Origin of the sequence: Streptomyces sp. NPDC048337, from assembly GCF_043201175.1 — a bacterium.
In the GTDB taxonomy this organism is placed as follows: Bacteria; Actinomycetota; Actinomycetes; order Streptomycetales; family Streptomycetaceae; genus Streptomyces.
The window spans coordinates 22,722-38,970 of the sequence record NZ_JBICYR010000028.1; the positions used below are offsets into that span (position 1 = coordinate 22,722).

Sequence of the window (16,249 nt, forward strand, 5' to 3'; positions counted from 1 at the left end):
TCCCGGCCCGGTTCAGGCCGGGAACCTGCGGTCCACCCACCTGAAGGTGAACTCGATGAGGGTCGCGGCGGCCGCCGCGATGGCCACCGCGATCCACGGCATCGTCACGCCCTCCAGCTTGAGCTGGAAGAAGTTCTGGAGCCAGGGGACGACGAGGACGATCAGGAAGGCGCCGCCCATCGCGCCGACCAGGGCCACCCGCCACCACGTGTACGGGCGGGCGATGATCGCCAGGACCCACATCGAGGTGAGGAAGAGGGTCAGGGTGGCCGCGCTGGTCTCCGCCTTGAGGGAGTCGGGGCCCGTGTAGTGGGCCCGGGCGATCAGGTAGGTGACGAAGGTGGCCGTCGCGGCGATGGCGCCGCCCGGGATCGCGTAGCGCATGACGCGCTTCACGAAGTGCGGTTTCGCGCGTTCCTTGTTGGGTGCCAGGGCCAGGAAGAAGGCCGGGATGCCGATGGTGAGCGTGGAGAGAAGGGTCAGGTGGCGGGGCAGGAAGGGGTATTCGACCTGCGAGCAGACCACCAGGATGGCCAGGAGGACCGAGTAGACCGTCTTGGTGAGGAAGAGGGTCGCGACGCGGGTGATGTTGCCGATGACGCGGCGGCCCTCGGCGACCACCGAGGGGAGGGTCGAGAAGCTGTTGTTCAGGAGGACGATCTGGGCCACCGCTCGGGTGGCCTCCGAGCCGGAGCCCATCGAGACGCCGATGTCCGCGTCCTTGAGGGCGAGCACGTCGTTGACGCCGTCGCCCGTCATGGCGACCGTGTGGCCCTTGGACTGGAGGGCTCCGACCATGTCCCGCTTCTGCTGCGGGGTGACGCGGCCGAAGACGGAGTTGGCGTCGAGGATCTTCGCCATGTCGTCCTGCTCGGACGGGAGCTTGCGGGCGTCGACGGTGTTCTCCGCGCCCGGCAGGCCGAGTTTGCCGGCGACCGCGCCGACCGAGATCGCGTTGTCGCCGGAGATGACCTTGGCGTGGACGTTCTGCTCGCCGAAGTAGCGCAGGGTGTCGGCGGCGTCGGGGCGCAGGCGTTGTTCGAGGACGATCAGGGCGGTCGGCTTCACGCCGGTGGCCACGGCCGCGTCGTCGAGTTCGCGGGCGGAGCGGGCCAGCAGGAGGACCCGTAGGCCCTGCTCGTTGAGGTCGTTGATCTCGTCGAGGGCCGGGTCCCCGGCGGGCAGCAGTACGTCGGGGGCGCCGAGCAGCCAGGTGTTGTTCTCGCCGTCGCCCTCGCTGAAGCTGGCGCCGCTGTACTTGCGGGCGGAGGAGAAGGGCAGCGACTCGGTGCAGCGCCACTCCGCGCTGTCGGGATAGGCGTCGATGATGGCCTGGAGGCTGGCGTTGGGGCGGGGGTCGGACTCGCCGAGCGCGCCGAGCACCTTCTTGACGTACGAGGGGTCCGCGCCGCCGAGCGGGCGGAGCTCGGTGACGTCCATGCCGCCCTCGGTGAGGGTGCCGGTCTTGTCGAGGCAGACGACGTCGACGCGGGCGAGGCCCTCGATGGCGGGCAGTTCCTGGACCAGGCACTGTTTGCGGCCGAGGCGGATGACGCCGATCGCGAAGGCCACGGAGGTGAGCAGGACGAGGCCTTCGGGGATCATCGGGACGATGCCGCCGACGGTGCGGGCGATGGAGTCCTTGAGGTTGGAGTCCTTGACGATCAGCTGGCTGATGATGAGACCGATGGAGGTCGGGATCATCATCCAGGTGACGTACTTGAGGATGGTGGAGATGCCGGAGCGCAGCTCGGAGTGGACGAGCGTGAAGCGGGAGGCCTCTTCGGCCAACTGGGCGGCGTAGGCCTCGCGGCCGACCTTGGTGGCGGTGAACGCGCCGCCGCCGGCGACGACGAAGGACCCGGACATGACCTGGTCGCCGGGCTTCTTCAGGACGGGGTCGGCCTCGCCCGTGAGCAGGGACTCGTCGATCTCCAGGCCGTCGGCCTCGCCGACGGAGCCGTCGACGACGACCTTGTCGCCGGGGCCGAGTTCGATGACGTCGCCGAGGACGATCTCGGAGGTGGAGATCTCGGCGGTGCGGCCGTCGCGGCGGACGCTGGGTTTGGCCTCGCCGATGACGGCGAGCCCGTCGAGGGTCTTCTTGGCGCGGAGTTCCTGGATGATGCCGATGCCGGTGTTCGCGATGATCACGAAGCCGAAGAGGCTGTCCTGGATCGGCGCCACGATCAGCATGATCAGCCACAGGACACCGATGATCGCGTTGAAGCGGGTGAAGACGTTGCCGCGGACGATGTCGGCGGTGGAGCGGCTGCTGCGCACGGGCACGTCGTTGACGTCGCCGCGCGCGACGCGCTCGGCGACCTCGGCGGTGGTCAGACCGCCCGGCTTGAACCTGGGCGCGGGTGGCCGCACGGGGTGCACCGGGTCGAGCTCGGCGCCCGCGTCGATGGCGAGGCCGGCCGCCGTGCCGCCTGCGGCGTCGCCCGGCTCAGGCCCGTCATTGTCGATCTTCGCCCGCTGCGTCATGTTTTCGACGGTACGGGCGGTTCGAACGCTTCACCCGCCGAGAAGTCCGAAGATCCGACTTCGGGATGACCCGAATCGTCCCTTGGTAGGCCCTCCTGCGGCGGCGGGGCTACTCGCCGGTCTGTTCGGCCTGCGCGGCGGCCTCGGCGGCGTGGCGCTTGAGTGCCGCGTCGCGGCCGCGGACGTACCAGATGCCGATCAGGCCGAGGAAGCCGCCGGCCGCGCAGGTCCAGACCCACCACAGCAGGTCCCGGTCGGCGAACCAGCCGTAGAAGGGGAGCTGGACGACGAACATCGCGAACCAGAGGATCGTGCCGCCCGTGATGGTCGCGACGACCGGGCCCTCCAGGGGCTCGGGAGCCTCGTGCTTCGCAGTCCATTTCGCCATGCCCCCAAGTCTAGGTGCGGCGATTCGTGGTCTACGCGCGGAGATGGACGCCCCTTCGTTCATGTGTTCATACTGAAACGGTTTGGGCCAGGCCCATTTTCTTCGTATGAAACCCCATTTGAGGACCGTATGAGCACCTCGGCCCCCGCCCCCGAAGCCATCCGTCCGGAGCCTTCCCCCCAGGAACCCTCCGGCGGGCTGGACCGCTACTTCAAGATCTCCGAGCGCGGCTCCACCCTCGCCCGCGAGGTCCGCGGCGGCTTCGCGACCTTCTTCGCGATGGCCTACATCATCGTGCTGAACCCGATCATCCTCGGCAGCGCCAAGGACATGTACGGGCACCAGCTCGACGGCGGCCAGCTCGTCACGGCGACCGTCCTGACGGCGGCCTTCACCACCCTCCTCATGGGTGTCATCGGCAACGTCCCGATCGCGCTCGCCGCCGGCCTCGGCGTCAACACGGTCGTCGCCCTCCAGCTCGCCCCGCGCATGAGCTGGCCCGACGCCATGGGCATGGTGGTCCTGGCCGGCTTCGTCGTGATGCTGCTGGTCGCGACCGGCCTGCGCGAGCGGGTCATGAACGCCGTCCCGCTGGGCCTGCGCAAGGGCATCGCCATCGGCATCGGCCTGTTCATCATGCTGATCGGCCTGGTCGACTCCGGCTTCGTCACCCGCATCCCCGACGCCGCGCACACCACGGTCCCGCTCCAGCTCGGCGCGGGCGGCCACCTGCACGGCTGGCCGGTCCTGATCTTCGTCGTCGGCGTGCTGCTGACCCTGGCCCTGCTGATCCGCAAGACACCGGGCGCGATCCTGATCTCCATCGTGGCGATGACCGTCGTAGCGGTCGCCGTCCAGCTGATCACCCGGCTGCCCGCCACCGCCTGGGGCCTCACCGTCCCCGAGTGGCCGGGCAACCCGGTGGCCGCGCCCGACTTCGGGCTCGTCGGCCAGGTCAGCCTCTTCGGCGGCTTCGGGAAGGTCGGAGTCCTGACGGGCGTCCTCTTCGTCTTCACCGTGCTGCTGTCCTGCTTCTTCGACGCCATGGGCACGATCCTGGGCGTCGGCGACGAGGCGAAGCTGATCGACAAGAAGACGGGCGAGTTCCCTGGCATCAACCGCGTCCTGCTCGTCGACGGCCTGGCCGTCGCCTCGGGCGGAGCGACCTCCTCCTCGGCCACCACCTGCTTCGTGGAGTCCACGGCCGGTGTCGGCGAGGGCGCCCGTACGGGGCTGGCGAACGTCGTGACGGGCGGCCTCTTCGCCGTGGCGCTGTTCCTGACCCCGCTCGCCACCATGGTCCCGTCCCAGGCGGCCACCCCCGCCCTGGTGGCGGTCGGCTTCCTGATCCTGGCGGGCTCGGTCAAGGACATCGACTGGAGCGACTTCACCATCGCCGTCCCGGCCTTCCTGGCCATGGTGATGATGCCCTTCACCTACTCGATCACCAACGGCATCGGCATCGGCTTCGTGAGCTTCTGCGCGCTGCGGCTGGCGACCGGCCGGGGCCGCGAGGTCCCGGTGGCCATGTACGTCGTGTCGGCGGTGTTCGTCTTCTACTACGCGATGCCGGCCCTCGGGCTCACGTAAGGCTCACGTGAGCCCGTAGAACTTCTCCGTCTCGTCGACGGCCGCCTTGAAGCGCTCGTCGAAGTCGTCGCGAATGAGCGTCCGGACCACATAGTCCTGGACGCTCATTCCGCGTTTGGCGGCATGAGTCCGGAGCCTGTCGAGGAGCTCCCCGTCTATGCGCATGCTCAGCACATGTGTCCCCATGACGAAAGGGTCGGGGCAGACGGTGTGGACGCGTGTCACTTTCCGCACCCGACTCACCCGTACGAGTGACCGCGGACGGTGGCCGGTTTAACCGGTGTTCCTTAGCTAGAGTAATGAGTTACGCTAAGGACATGCATGACCTTTCCCATGGCGACGACGCTGCCGCCGTGAACGATCTCCGCTCCGCCATCATGCGACTGGGCCGGCGCCTGAAGCACCAGCGCGTCGACGAGTCGCTGAGCCCGACCGAGATGTCGGTCCTCGGCACCCTCGCCCGGTGCGGCCAGGCCACGCCCGGCGAGCTGGCCCGCCGGGAGCACGTCCAGCCGCCGTCGATGACACGCATCGTCGCGTTGCTGGAAGCCAAGGGACTGGTCACGCTGGAACCGCACCCCGACGACCGCCGCCAGAAGGTGGTCCGCCAGACGGAGACAGCCGAGGCGATGCTCGAAGAGAGCCGCCGCAAGCGCAATGCCTTCCTGGCCGGGCTCGCGGCCGAGCTGACCGAGGACGAGTGGGCCAAGCTGCGCGAGGCCGCGCCCGTCCTGGAGAAGCTCGCGCACTTGTAAGGAACGACGCCAGGAGGCGAACGCTTTTGAGTACGGGAAACGGAGCAGACTCCGCACCCGGCCACACATCCACCACCACTACCGCGGGCAAGAACTCGAGGAACTCAAGGAACTCGATGTTCAGCTCGCTGAAGATCCGGAACTACCGGCTCTTCGCGACCGGCCAGGTCGTCTCGAACACCGGGACCTGGATGCAGCGCATCGCCCAGGACTGGCTGGTCCTCTCCCTCACCGGCTCCGCCTCCGCCGTCGGCATCACCATCGCGCTGCAGTTCCTGCCGATGCTGATGTTCGGCCTCTACGGAGGCGTACTCGCCGACCGGCTGCCGAAGCGGCCTCTGCTGATCGCCACCCAGGGCGCGATGGGCCTGACGGGCGTCGCGCTGGCCGTGCTGACCCTCGCGGGACACGTCCAGGTCTGGCACGTCTACCTCGCCGCCTTCCTGCTCGGGCTGGTCACCGTCGTGGACAACCCGGCCCGCCAGACCTTCGTCTCCGAGATGGTCGGCAAGGACCAGGTCGCCAACGCCGTCAGCCTGAACTCGGCGAACTTCCAGTCCGCGCGGCTGGTCGGCCCGGCGATCGCCGGTGTGCTGATCACCGCCGTCGGCTCCGGCTGGGCCTTCCTGCTGAACGGACTGTCGTTCGCGGCGCCCATCGCCGGACTGCTGCTGATGCGGACGCACGAGCTGCACCCGGTCGAGCCCCAGCCGCGCGCGAAGGGGCAGCTGCGGGAGGGCCTGCGGTACGTCGCCGGGCGCCCCGAGCTGATCTGGCCGATCGTGCTGGTCGGCTTCATCGGGACCTTCGGGTTCAACTTCCCGATCTGGCTGTCGGCGTTCGTGAGCAACGTGTTCCACGGGGACGCGGGGACGTACGGGCTGTTCAACACCCTGATCGCGGCCGGCTCCCTGGTGGGCGCCCTGCTCGCCGCCCGGCGCGGACTGTCCCGGCTGCGGCTGCTGGTGGCGGCCGCGGTGCTGTTCGCGGTACTGCTGCTCGTGACCGCCTTCGCGCCCGGCTTCTGGCTGTTCGCGGCGCTGCTCGTGCCGATCGGGGTCTTCGGCCTGACGGTCAACGTCACGGCCAACTCCAGCGTGCAGATGGCGACCGATCCCGAGATGCGGGGGCGGGTCATGGCGCTGTTCATGATGGTCTTCACCGGCGGCACCCCGCTGGGTGCCCCGCTGATGGGCTGGATCACGGACACGTACGGCGCGCGGATCGGCATGGCGGCGGGCGGCGTGATCTCCCTGGCCGCCGGTGTCGCCATCGCGGTGGTCCTGGCCCGCGTGGGCAACCTCCGCCTGCGGGTGAACCGGCGCGGGGTGGCCTTCGTCCCGGCCGCCTCTTCGCGCCGCCGCGAACTGGTGCCGGTGGCGTAGTCCACGGGCGCGCCGCGGTGTCCCGGGGCTCCGCCCCAGACCCCGCGCCTCAAACGCCGGGGTTCGGGGGCGGAGCGCCCGGCTGCGGGGCCGGACCGGGTCAGTCCCCGGACCCCGCGGCGCCGCTAGGCTCGGGGTATGAGACTGTTCGCCGCCGTCCTGCCGCCCGAGGCGGCCCTGGCCGAGCTGCGGGAAGCCGTGCGGCCGCTGCGGGACGACCGGTTGACGTGGGCCGCGGAGGCCGGCTGGCACTTCACGCTCGCTTTCATGGGCGACGTGAGGGAAGAGGTGCTTCCCGAGCTCCACGCCCGGCTCGCCCGGGCCGCGCACCGGACGGGCCCCTTCCCGCTGCGCCTGCACGGCTCCGGGCACTTCGGGGACCGGGCCCTGTGGGTCGGGGCCGCCGGGGACCTCCCCGCCGTGCGGATGCTCGCCGAGCGGGCCGACGCCGCCGCGCGCCGGGCCGGGGTGCCGATGGAGCGGCACCGCCGGTACACCCCGCACATCACCCTCGCCCGCGGCCACGGCCCCGGCACCCGCCTGCACCCGTACGTGGAGGCCCTCGCCGGCTTCGAGGGCACTCCCTGGCCGGTCGACACGCTGAGCCTGGTCCGCAGCCACCTGCCCGTCAGCGGTGTCCCCCACGAACACCCCCGCTACGAGACCGTCGGGTCCTGGCCCCTCGAAGGCTGAGGGCCGGTGCCGGGGCACCCGGCGGCCGCGTTAGGCTCGACGGGTGGATCCCAAGACCAGAAACCGTGTGATGGCCGGTGTACTCGTGCTGATGTTCGTCGTCGTGGCCGTGGCGGCCGCCGTCGGGCAGTAGCCGGCCGCCCTGCCGGGCGAAGGTCTCCAGGGCCGGCACCAAGGCCCCGCGGAGGGCTTCGCGGGCGGCTCTTGCCTGGAGTGGACTCGAAGCAGTTGGCTTGGGTCCATGAAGTACTCGCAGCTCGGACGCACCGGACTCAAGGTCAGCCGACTCGTTCTCGGCACGATGAACTTCGGTCCACAGACAGACGAACCGACCAGCCACGGCATCCTGGACGCCGCCCTCGACGCAGGTCTGAATTTCGTGGACACGGCCAATGTGTACGGCTGGGGTGAGAACAAGGGCCGCACCGAGGAGATCATCGGCACCTGGTTCGCCCAGGGCGGTGGCCGCCGCGAGAAGACGGTCCTGGCCACCAAGGTCTACGCCTCGATGTCCCGCGAGGGCGAGACCTGGCCGAACGAGGACCGGCTGTCGGCACTGAACATCCGCCGGGCCGTCGAGGCCAGCCTCAAGCGGCTCCAGACCGACCACATCGACGTCTACCAGTTCCACCACATCGACCGCCTGACCCCCTTCGAGGAGATCTGGCAGGCCGTGGACGTGCTCATCCAGCAGGGCAAGATCCTCTACGCGGGGTCGTCGAACTTCCCCGGCTACAAGATCGCCCAGGCCAACGAGACGGCCGCCCGGCGCGGAATGGTCGGGCTCGTCAGCGAGCAGTGCCTCTACAACCTCTACGAGCGGCGCGCCGAGATGGAGGTCATCCCGGCCGCGCAGGACTACGGACTGGGGGTCATCCCCTGGTCTCCGCTGCACGGCGGCCTCCTCGGCGGCGTGCTGAAGAAGGAGACCGAGGGCAAGCGGCGCACCGAAGGCCGCGCGGCGGAGACGCTCGCCGACCCGGCGGTGCGGGCCAGGTTCCAGGCGTACGAGGACCTGCTCGACAAGCACGGCCTGGAGCCCGGCGAGACGGCGCTGGCCTGGCTGCTGACCCGGCCCGGCGTCACCGGCCCGATCGTGGGGCCGCGCACGCCGGCACAGCTGGAGAGCGCGTTGCGCGCCCTGGAGCTGGAGCTGAGTGCCGAAGTCCTGACGTCTCTGGACGAGATCTTCCCCGGCTCCGGACCTGCGCCGGAAGCCTTCGCCTGGTGATCGAGTAGCACCTCGTGGGCACGGCCGTCGCCCGCTCTGACGGGGCGGCGGCCACCGCGTCACGCAGGCGTCACCCTGCCGGCGGGCGGCGGTAGGGACCGCCGATGCCCCACGCCTGGTGAAGGACCGCCGCGAACTCGCCCGCCAGGCGGTGTTCGCCCGAGGCATTGGGGTGGGTGCCGTCGTAGGTGTCGTGGTGGATGTCGTACGCGTCCGGGCGCGCGGCCAGCAGGATCGGCGAGGCGGCGGTCGTCAGATCGGCGACCGCCTTCGCCAGCAGCTCGTTGAACCGGTCCACCTCGGCCGCGAAGGGGGCGTCCTCCTCGGCGCGGACGTTCGGTATGACGGGGAGCAGGACCATCCGGATGGCCGGGCGGGCCTCCCGCGCGGCCGCGATGAAGCGGCGGGCGTTGGCGGCGGTCTCGTCGGCGGCGGTGTAGAAGCCGAGGTCGATCAGGCCGAGGGAGACGAGCAGGACGTCGGCGCGGCCCGCGCGGGCGGCGGGGCCGATGAGGGGGGCCATGTGCTGCCAGCCCTCGCCCCAGCCGGCCAGGTGCCGGCGGGCCTCCGGCGGGAAGCCGGGGTCGGCGTAGGCGTGGCTGACGGGCGCGTCGGCGGAGGTGTCGTACAACTCGCTGCGCGGGCCGACGATCTCGTAGGGGCCGCCGAGGGTGGAGTCCAGGTGCTGCCACATCCGGTAGCGCCAGGTGTAGTCGCCGGCGCGTCCGATGGTCATGGAGTCACCAACAAACATGAAAAACATCCGGTCATCATCGCGGATCACGCGACAGGCGCCCTTGTGATGCCGGACACGCCGGGCGGGCTGGCAGGCTGGGGGAATGCGCCTGCTGCCGTCGTCGTCCGCCGCCCCTGCCGCCGTACTCGCCTCCGTTCTCACCGCGGTTCTCGTCCTGTTGCCGGCCGCCTCGGCCGGCGCGGCCGAGGCTCCGGTGCCCGCGGCCTCCTCCTTCACCATCGCCGACCCGCGGATCAAGGAGTCGAGCGGGCTGGCGGCCAGCCGGATCCACCCGGGGGTGTACTGGACGCACAACGACAGCGACGACGGCCCGTACGTGTACGCGGTGGACTCGGCGACGGGCAGGACGGTGGCCCGGGTGACGCTGACGGGGATCGGGAAGCCGCGGGACGTCGAGGCGATCTCGCTGGGGCCGGACGGGCAGCTGTACGTCGGGGACATCGGCGACAACCGGGACGGGACCTGGGACCACGTGTGGATCTACCGCTTCCCGGAGCCGAAGGTACTGGGCGATGTCACCCTCCAGGCGGCGCAGTTCACGGTGCGGTACGCCGACGGGCCGCGGAACGCGGAGGCGTTGATGGTGCATCCGGTGACGGGGCGGGTGTACATCGCGAGCAAGAACGAGAGCAAGGGCGGGCTGTACGAGGGCCCGGAGCAGCTGTCGGCCTCCGGCTCGAACGTGTTCCGGCGGATCGCGGGCGTGCCGTGGGTGACGGACGGGGCGTTCTCGCCGGACGGGACCCGGCTGACGCTGCGGGGGTACTTCACGGCCCGGACGTACGGGTGGAAGGACGGGCGGCCGGAGGGTGAGGGCGAACGGGTGGACGCGCCGTGGCAGGGGCAGGCGGAGTCGGTGACGTACACGGCGGACGGGTCGGCGCTGATGTTCGGCGCGGAGGGGGAGGGCAGCCGGGTCATCGCCGTCCCGCTGACGCCCGGCGGCGGCTCCTCGACGCCCCCCGCGACCCCGCAGCCGGGCTCCCCGGCCGCCCCTTCTCCGGGGGACGGCGGGAGCTTCACGAAGGGCGCCCTTGTCCTGGCGGGAGCCATTGTCCTGGTGGTCGCCGCGAAGCGCGTGTTCCGCCGCCGCACCCCCAACTAGCCCGCGGCCCCGCTTCCTGGGGCTCCGCCCCAGACCCTCCCCCAGACTCCGTCCGGGGGACCCCCACCCCTCAACGCCGGAGGAGCCGGATTTGCCCGGCGAGGCTGGAATTGCCCTGCGGGCAAACCAGCCGCGCCTGGCGGACGGCAGCAGCCACATCCAGCCCCGCCGGCGTTTGAGGCGCCGCCGGAGGCAGAACCAGCCCGCCGCCGGCGCTACTCCTCGCGGATCGGGATGCGGCCGTTCAGCGGGGCATCGGCGGAGCCAGGGGCGGAGCCGGAAGGGGGCTGGGACATCGAGGACAGGAGTTGGCGGGCCAGGCCCAGGCCCGTGCCGCCCATCGTCAGCGCCTTCGCGAACATCTCCGACATGCCCTCCGCCCCGTTGAGCAGGACCATGTGCTCCACGTTGCCGAAGGCCCCGGCCCCCGCCTCCACGATCGCCGGCCAGTTCTCGGCCAGCTGCTGCGCGACCACGGCCTCCTGGTTCTCCGCCAGCGCCGCCGCCCGGGCCTTGATCGCTTCCGCCTCCGCGAGCCCCTTCGCCTTCGCGGACTCGGCCGCCGCCAGGCCCTTCGCCTGCGTCGCCGCCGCCTCCGCCTCGCCCGTCGCCCGCGTCGCGGTCGCCGCCGCCAGGCCCCGCGCCTCCGTGGCCTTCGCGTCGGCCGCCGCCGCCGTCGTCACCCGCGTCGCCTCGGCGGCAGCCGCCAGCTCCGTCTCCTTCGCCTTGGCCTGCGCCGCCGAGATCCGGGCGTCGCGCTCCGCCTCCGCCCGGGTCCGGATCTCGTACGCCGCCGCGTCCGCCGGCTTGCGTACGTCCGCCTGGAGCTGCTGCTCGCGCCGGTGCGCCTCCAGCTCCGCGACCCGGGTCTCCTGGACCACGACCTCCTGGCGGGCCGCGGCGTCGGACAGCGGGCCCGCCTGCCGGGCGGCCGCCGCCGCCTTGTCCCGTTCGGCCTGGTAGCCGGCCTGGAGGATCTCGCTATCGCGCGTCGCCTCGGCCATCCGCGCCGACGCGGCCTGCTCGGCCTCCGTCGCCAGCCGGTTGGCCTCCGCCTGCGCGATCCGCGCGTCCCGCTGCACGGCGGCCGCGTGCGGCATAGCCAGGTTCTTGATGTAGCCCGTCGGGTCCTCGATCTCGTGGATCTGGAGCGAGTCGACGATCAGGCCGAGCTTCTCCATCTCCGTACCGCACGCCATCCGGGTCTGCCCGGTCAGCTTCTCCCGGTCGCGGATCATGTCCTCGACCGTCAACCCGCCCACGATCGACCGGAGATGGCCCGCGAAGACGATGTGCACCCGCTCGGGCATCATCTTCTGCTGGTCGAGGAAGCGGCGCGCCGCGTTGGCGATGGACACGAGGTCGTCACCGACCTTGAAGATCACCACGCCCTTGACCCGCAGCGGGATGCCCTGGTGGGTGACGCAGTCCACCGACAGCTGGGTCTCGTTGAGGTCCAGGGACAGTTTCCGCACCGCCTGCACGCCCGGCAGTACGAGCGTTCCCCGCCCGGTGACGATCCGGAATCCCATGCCCTCGCCGATGCCCTCGGTCTTGTGCGCGGACCCGGAGATGACGAGTGCCTCATTCGGCTCCGCCACCCGCCACATGAGCTTGAACAGGCCGATCAAAGCCACGATTGCGGCGAGAACGATTCCCGCCACGACGCCGACAGCCATCGGCAACGCCCCCTTATCGCGGTGCCGTTCGGCACCGACGAGGGCGAGTCTGCGCCGTACCGTTCCCCCAGAGAAGTGGCCGGATCATTCTTGTCGCCGTCTTGATACGGACACGCCGCCGGGCGGCCTCAGTTGTCGTAGGCGGCCATCACGTACACCGTGCGCGGCGGCAGGTGTTCGACCACCGTCACCACCGTCCCGACGGGCAGCCGGCCGGTCCCCGCGACCGGGTGCGCGAGGAAGTGCTCGGCGCCGCCCCGGATCCGGACGATGACCTCGCCCACCAGCCCCGGACCGACCGTCCCGGTCACCCGGCCGGTCATGCCCACCATCTCCGTGTCGTCCCCCATGGCCCGAGCGTACGCGGCAGGCCGCTACGCCGGATACGGGTCCTCCTCGTCGAGCCGGTACTCCTCCGAGTCGGCGTGGTAGCCGTACAACTCCCCAGCCAAGCACGAGGACGGCCGCGGCCACGGCGAAGTCCACCCATGACAGGCGTCGCCGGACCGGTTTCGGCTGCCCGGTGTGGGGCGGGCGCGTGTCGGTGATCGTCATCCCCACCAGCGCACCACGCCCCCGCCCGGGGCGCCCCCCGAGTCACCCAACCGGGCGTAAGCGCACACGGTGCGGCTGGATTGCCCGCAGGGCGATGTCAGCCCCTCCGGCGTTTGAGGAGCTGGGGGTCCCCCCGGACGAAGTCTGGGGGAGGGTCCGGGGGCAGGGCCCCCGGCACGGGGTCGGCTAAGAGTGGCCCAGATCGGCGGCCGGGAGGTCCGAGACCGGGACCGAGCCGGTGTCCGGGGACGGGCGGAGGGGGAATTCGTCCGCGGCCACGGAGTCGAGCACCGGCGGCGCGGGCCGCAACGGCTTCGGCATGACCGCCGCCTCCGAGTGCCCACCACACCCGTACGACAGCGAGACCAGCCGACCGTCCGCCGGGCCGAACTCGTTCGCGCAGATGCCGAACGCCTGGCCCAGCGACCCCCCGATCTTGACCAGGAAGCCACAGGACACGCACGACGCCGGCGCCGCCTGCGCCATCGGGGTCTTCGCGCCGAAGGTGTCGTCCCAGCGGTCGGCCGCGCTGTGCAGCCCGTACCGCGAGAGCACCCGCCTGCGCCGCATGCCCAGTTCCTCGGCGACCGAGGTGATGGAGCCGCGCGCCGGGACCACCACCCGGTCGGTGACGTCGGCGTCCTCCGCCTCGACCAGCTCGGCCATCTCCTCCGAGACCACCGAGTTCGGCGGCGGCGCGTCCTCGTCCGACCAGCCCGGCTCCAGCCGCAGGTCATCGGCGTCGGTGGGCAGCAGGTCGCCCGGGCCCATGTCGCCGGGGCGCAGCCGCTCGCTCCACGGCACCCACTCGGGGGCCAGGAGGGCGTCCTCGCCGGGCAGCAGCACCGTTTCGTCGAGCGTGACATTCTTCGCGCGGGAGGCGCGGGTCACGGTGACGGCCCAGCGCCAGCCCCGGTAGCCCGGTTCCTTGGCCTCGAAGAAGTGAGTGACGACCCGGTCGCCCTCCGCTACGGCGGAGACGTGCTCGCCCACCACGCCGGGGAAGGCGGCCTCCTCGGCCGCCGCGCGGGCGAGCTCCACCGCCTCCACGCACAGCCGGTCGGGGGCGGGGGTACGCGGGGTACGGCTTCGCGTCGTCGCAGCACTCACTGGTCTCGTTCTCTCCTACGCCGTCTCACGAGTGCGCCGTCCGTACTGTCGTCCACAACGACCCGGCGGTGCTGTCCGTACGAAGTGCGGGCGGAGCGGACCAGAGGGCCGCGTCGACGTCCGCACCCGATCGGACTCCGGGCGCACCTACCTGCTATCCATTCTGCGGGATCGCGAAGAGGCGCGCGGCCAAGAGCAACCGCCGGTGGCGCGCTACGCACGCTACCTCCTCCGGCGCCTTGGGCCCACATGCAAGGTCCGATTCGCGGACAAGCGGGCGGGCCGCGACGCGCCGCAAGGGGTCCCGGAGGGCCCGGTGGGGCACTATGGCGATTGTGGCACCCGTACGGTCGTCCGCCGGCGGCTCGGGACCGGCCAGGCGGGCCGGCCGGGCCCTGGGGCGTGCCCTGCACACGCCCTTCACCGGTACGGCGCGCGGGATCCGGCGGGCCACGCACGCGCACGGGGCCGGTGAGTCGGGTCTCGGCAAACTGATCGAGCTGCACGCCATCAACGGCGCCGGCGACGTGATGATCACGGTGGCGCTGGCGTCGACGGTGTTCTTCTCCGTCCCCACGGACGAGGCACGCGGCCGGGTGGCCCTGTACCTGGCGATCACGATGGCCCCCTTCACCCTGCTGGCCCCGGTGATCGGTCCGCTGCTGGACCGGCTGCCGCACGGGCGGCGGGCGGCGATGGCGGCCGCGATGCTGACGCGGGCGCTGCTGGCGCTGATGATGTCGGGCGCGGTGGCCACCGGCGGGCTGGAGCTGTATCCGGCGGCGCTGGGCGTGCTGGTCGCCTCGAAGGCGTACGGGGTCGTGCGCAGCGCGGTGGTGCCACGGCTGCTGCCGCCGAAGTTCTCACTCGTCAAAGCGAACTCCCGGGTCACGCTGGCCGGCCTGCTGGCCACGGGCGCGGCGGCGCCGGTGGGCGCCGGGCTGCACGCGATCGGCCCGCCGTGGCCGCTGTACGGGGCCTGCGCGATCTTCATCTGGGGGACCTTCGCGGCGTTCTCGCTGCCGCACAAGGTGGACGAGGCGAAGGGCGAGCGGCGGGCCCGGCTGTCGACGCACGAGGCGCACTCGCGGCGGCCGGGGCTGCGGACGGTGACGCCGTCGGTGCTGTGCGGGCTGCTGGCGAACGCGTCGATGCGGGCGCTGTCCGGGTTCTTGATCTTCTTCCTGGCGTTCCTGCTGCGCGAGCATCCCCTGTCGGGGCAGAGCGCGGCGGTGTCGCTGGGCATCGTGGCGGTCTCGGCTGGCGTGGGGAACGCGTGCGGGACGGCGGTAGGGGCGTGGCTGCGGGCGCGGGCGCCGGAGGGGATCATCGCGGCGGTGCTGTGTCTGACGCTGACGGCGGCGGTGTTCGCGGCGATCTTCTTCAGCGGGGTGCTGATGGCGGTGCTCGGTGCCACGGCGGGCTTCTGCCAGGCCCTCGCCAAGCTGTCGCTGGACGCGATGATCCAGCGCGACATTCCGGAGGCGGTCCGGACCTCGGCGTTCGCCCGCTCGGAAACGCTGCTCCAAGTGGCGTGGGTCCTGGGCGGCGCGATCGGCATCGCCCTCCCCCTGAACGGGGTCCTGGGCATGTCGGTGGCGGCTGCCGTGGTCGCCCTGGGCACGACGATGGCCCTCCGCGGCCTCCTGTCGGCCCCCCGCCATCACCACCAGGGCACCCCCCGGCCCCGCGTGGCGTAAGCCCCGCCGCTGCGCGGGCGGTGGCCCTGCGGGGCCTCCCCCCACCCCGCCCCTTCCCGAAACTGGGGGCTCCGCCCCCAGCCCCCCGCCGGGGGGCTGGGTGTGTCGGGCGTGCACTTGAAGGCTGAGGCCAGCCAAATCCAGCCCCTCCGGCGTTTGAGGAGCGGGGTACGGGGCGGAGCCCCGAATCTTGCAGCCGCACCCGGGCACCCGGGCGGGCCGGATCCGGCAGCGACGCCGCAGGCGAACCGCGCCGCGCCGCAGGCCAGCGGTACCCCGTGCAGCGGCGCAGCCCAAGGGCCCGATAGCCTTCGGCTCATGACCGCACCGCTTTTCTCGGGTAGGGCCCGCCGCAGCGTCGCGGCCCTCGGAGCCGTGTCCGCCGGCCTCCTCTTCCTCTCCGCCTGCGACAAGCCGACACCGCTGGCGACCGTGACGGTCGGCACCTCCTCGGTGTCCGCCGAAGCCGCCTGCCACGACGGCACGGAGCCCCTGTCCATGGACAAGGTCCAGGACTGCCTCACCAACCTCAAGGACGCCAAGACCGTCGAGTACGCCCGCGGCGACACGCTGCGCCTCGGCGTCGAGCCCGAGGTCGTCGAGGACGGCAAGAAGTGGCAGGCGGTCCTGGACGGCCAGCCCATCACCGAGCCGTCCTCGAACACCTACCGCAGCTTCCCCGGCGCCGACGTCTTCGCGACCGGCGGCCAGGGCGAGGCCCCGGCCTCCAAGAAGCTCGCCTTCGTCCAGGTCGGCGAGGACGGCAAGCCGCTCTCCGTCTGGACCTTCAACCTCAAGCTCAAGTAGCCGG

Annotated in this window: 15 protein-coding genes; 8 read left to right on the forward strand and 7 right to left on the reverse strand. The window is 71.6% G+C overall.

Going from position 1 to position 16,249, the window contains the following annotated elements; genetic code table 11:
* Positions 1-12: 12 nt before the first annotated feature.
* Together ACGFYU_RS32500 and ACGFYU_RS32505 are read right to left on the reverse strand one after the other, a co-directional pair.
* Positions 13-2,490, reverse strand: coding sequence for an HAD-IC family P-type ATPase (locus ACGFYU_RS32500; RefSeq protein ID WP_393830892.1), 2,478 nt, complete (start codon positions 2,488-2,490; stop codon positions 13-15).
* 109 nt (positions 2,491-2,599) lie between these two features.
* Positions 2,600-2,878 (reverse strand): DUF2530 domain-containing protein, encoded by a 279-nt coding sequence (locus tag ACGFYU_RS32505; protein ID WP_393830893.1) that lies wholly within the window; start codon positions 2,876-2,878, stop codon positions 2,600-2,602.
* A 129-nt stretch (positions 2,879-3,007) separates the two neighbouring features.
* Between ACGFYU_RS32505 and ACGFYU_RS32510 the strand changes: the two genes are divergently transcribed.
* Entirely contained in the window at positions 3,008-4,468 is a 1,461-nt protein-coding gene (locus ACGFYU_RS32510; RefSeq protein WP_393830894.1) for an NCS2 family permease, read from the forward strand.
* Between the two features lie 3 nt (positions 4,469-4,471).
* Here ACGFYU_RS32510 and ACGFYU_RS32515 read toward each other — a convergent pair whose 3' ends face one another.
* Entirely contained in the window at positions 4,472-4,654 is a 183-nt protein-coding gene (locus ACGFYU_RS32515) for a hypothetical protein (protein WP_030156886.1), read from the reverse strand.
* 131 nt (positions 4,655-4,785) lie between these two features.
* Here ACGFYU_RS32515 and ACGFYU_RS32520 point away from each other — a divergent pair, with 131 nt between their 5' ends.
* From ACGFYU_RS32520 to ACGFYU_RS32535, 4 genes are all read left to right on the forward strand, one after another.
* Positions 4,786-5,223 (forward strand): MarR family winged helix-turn-helix transcriptional regulator, encoded by a 438-nt coding sequence (locus ACGFYU_RS32520; RefSeq protein ID WP_382644402.1) that lies wholly within the window; start codon positions 4,786-4,788, stop codon positions 5,221-5,223.
* 26 nt (positions 5,224-5,249) lie between these two features.
* Entirely contained in the window at positions 5,250-6,608 is a 1,359-nt protein-coding gene (locus ACGFYU_RS32525; protein ID WP_393830895.1) for an MFS transporter, read from the forward strand.
* Between the two features lie 138 nt (positions 6,609-6,746).
* Complete coding sequence (gene thpR / locus ACGFYU_RS32530; protein WP_393830896.1) at positions 6,747-7,301, forward strand: RNA 2',3'-cyclic phosphodiesterase; 555 nt, start codon at positions 6,747-6,749, stop codon at positions 7,299-7,301.
* Between the two features lie 241 nt (positions 7,302-7,542).
* Positions 7,543-8,532, forward strand: coding sequence for an aldo/keto reductase (locus ACGFYU_RS32535; RefSeq protein WP_393830897.1), 990 nt, complete (start codon positions 7,543-7,545; stop codon positions 8,530-8,532).
* A 70-nt stretch (positions 8,533-8,602) separates the two neighbouring features.
* On the opposite strand, the gene ACGFYU_RS32540 is transcribed toward ACGFYU_RS32535, so the two are convergent.
* On the reverse strand, positions 8,603-9,295 hold the full coding sequence (locus tag ACGFYU_RS32540) for a GDSL-type esterase/lipase family protein (protein ID WP_393830898.1): 693 nt from the start codon (positions 9,293-9,295) through the stop codon (positions 8,603-8,605).
* Positions 9,296-9,371: 76 nt separating this feature from the next.
* Here ACGFYU_RS32540 and ACGFYU_RS32545 point away from each other — a divergent pair, with 76 nt between their 5' ends.
* Positions 9,372-10,394: a WD40 repeat domain-containing protein gene (locus tag ACGFYU_RS32545; RefSeq protein WP_393830899.1), complete on the forward strand. Its 1,023-nt coding sequence runs from the start codon at positions 9,372-9,374 to the stop codon at positions 10,392-10,394.
* Positions 10,395-10,609: 215 nt separating this feature from the next.
* Here the strand turns inward: ACGFYU_RS32545 and ACGFYU_RS32550 are convergent, their stop codons facing one another.
* The 3 genes from ACGFYU_RS32550 to ACGFYU_RS32560 all read right to left on the reverse strand — a co-directional run bounded on the left by ACGFYU_RS32550 (position 10,610) and on the right by ACGFYU_RS32560 (position 13,738).
* Entirely contained in the window at positions 10,610-12,073 is a 1,464-nt protein-coding gene (locus tag ACGFYU_RS32550; RefSeq protein WP_393830900.1) for an SPFH domain-containing protein, read from the reverse strand.
* A 128-nt stretch (positions 12,074-12,201) separates the two neighbouring features.
* A complete protein-coding gene (locus tag ACGFYU_RS32555) occupies positions 12,202-12,423 on the reverse strand; it encodes a hypothetical protein (protein WP_393830901.1) in 222 nt (73 codons plus the stop codon).
* A gap of 391 nt (positions 12,424-12,814) precedes the next feature.
* Positions 12,815-13,738, reverse strand: a complete 924-nt coding sequence (locus tag ACGFYU_RS32560; protein ID WP_393830902.1) for a DUF3027 domain-containing protein — start codon at positions 13,736-13,738, stop codon at positions 12,815-12,817.
* Positions 13,739-14,064: 326 nt separating this feature from the next.
* Between ACGFYU_RS32560 and ACGFYU_RS32565 the strand changes: the two genes are divergently transcribed.
* Complete coding sequence (locus ACGFYU_RS32565) at positions 14,065-15,438, forward strand: MFS transporter (protein ID WP_393830903.1); 1,374 nt, start codon at positions 14,065-14,067, stop codon at positions 15,436-15,438.
* A gap of 318 nt (positions 15,439-15,756) precedes the next feature.
* Positions 15,757-16,245, forward strand: a complete 489-nt coding sequence (locus ACGFYU_RS32570; protein ID WP_393830904.1) for a DUF2771 domain-containing protein — start codon at positions 15,757-15,759, stop codon at positions 16,243-16,245.
* Positions 16,246-16,249: the final 4 nt, after the last annotated feature.

What these genes read in the sequence shown, in the direction of transcription:
- ACGFYU_RS32500 (WP_393830892.1), bottom strand. Translation starts at nt 2,490, where the DNA reads ATGACGCAGCGGGCGAAGATCGACAATGACGGGCCTGAGCCGGGCGAC.
- ACGFYU_RS32505 (WP_393830893.1), bottom strand. Translation starts at nt 2,878, where the DNA reads ATGGCGAAATGGACTGCGAAGCACGAGGCTCCCGAGCCCCTGGAGGGC.
- ACGFYU_RS32510 (WP_393830894.1), top strand. Translation starts at nt 3,008, where the DNA reads ATGAGCACCTCGGCCCCCGCCCCCGAAGCCATCCGTCCGGAGCCTTCC.
- ACGFYU_RS32515 (WP_030156886.1), bottom strand. Translation starts at nt 4,654, where the DNA reads ATGGGGACACATGTGCTGAGCATGCGCATAGACGGGGAGCTCCTCGAC.
- ACGFYU_RS32520 (WP_382644402.1), top strand. Translation starts at nt 4,786, where the DNA reads ATGCATGACCTTTCCCATGGCGACGACGCTGCCGCCGTGAACGATCTC.
- thpR (WP_393830896.1), top strand. Translation starts at nt 6,747, where the DNA reads ATGAGACTGTTCGCCGCCGTCCTGCCGCCCGAGGCGGCCCTGGCCGAG.
- ACGFYU_RS32535 (WP_393830897.1), top strand. Translation starts at nt 7,543, where the DNA reads ATGAAGTACTCGCAGCTCGGACGCACCGGACTCAAGGTCAGCCGACTC.
- ACGFYU_RS32540 (WP_393830898.1), bottom strand. Translation starts at nt 9,295, where the DNA reads ATGTTTTTCATGTTTGTTGGTGACTCCATGACCATCGGACGCGCCGGC.
- ACGFYU_RS32545 (WP_393830899.1), top strand. Translation starts at nt 9,372, where the DNA reads ATGCGCCTGCTGCCGTCGTCGTCCGCCGCCCCTGCCGCCGTACTCGCC.
- ACGFYU_RS32550 (WP_393830900.1), bottom strand. Translation starts at nt 12,073, where the DNA reads ATGGCTGTCGGCGTCGTGGCGGGAATCGTTCTCGCCGCAATCGTGGCT.
- ACGFYU_RS32555 (WP_393830901.1), bottom strand. Translation starts at nt 12,423, where the DNA reads ATGGGGGACGACACGGAGATGGTGGGCATGACCGGCCGGGTGACCGGG.
- ACGFYU_RS32565 (WP_393830903.1), top strand. Translation starts at nt 14,065, where the DNA reads ATGGCGATTGTGGCACCCGTACGGTCGTCCGCCGGCGGCTCGGGACCG.
- ACGFYU_RS32570 (WP_393830904.1), top strand. Translation starts at nt 15,757, where the DNA reads ATGACCGCACCGCTTTTCTCGGGTAGGGCCCGCCGCAGCGTCGCGGCC.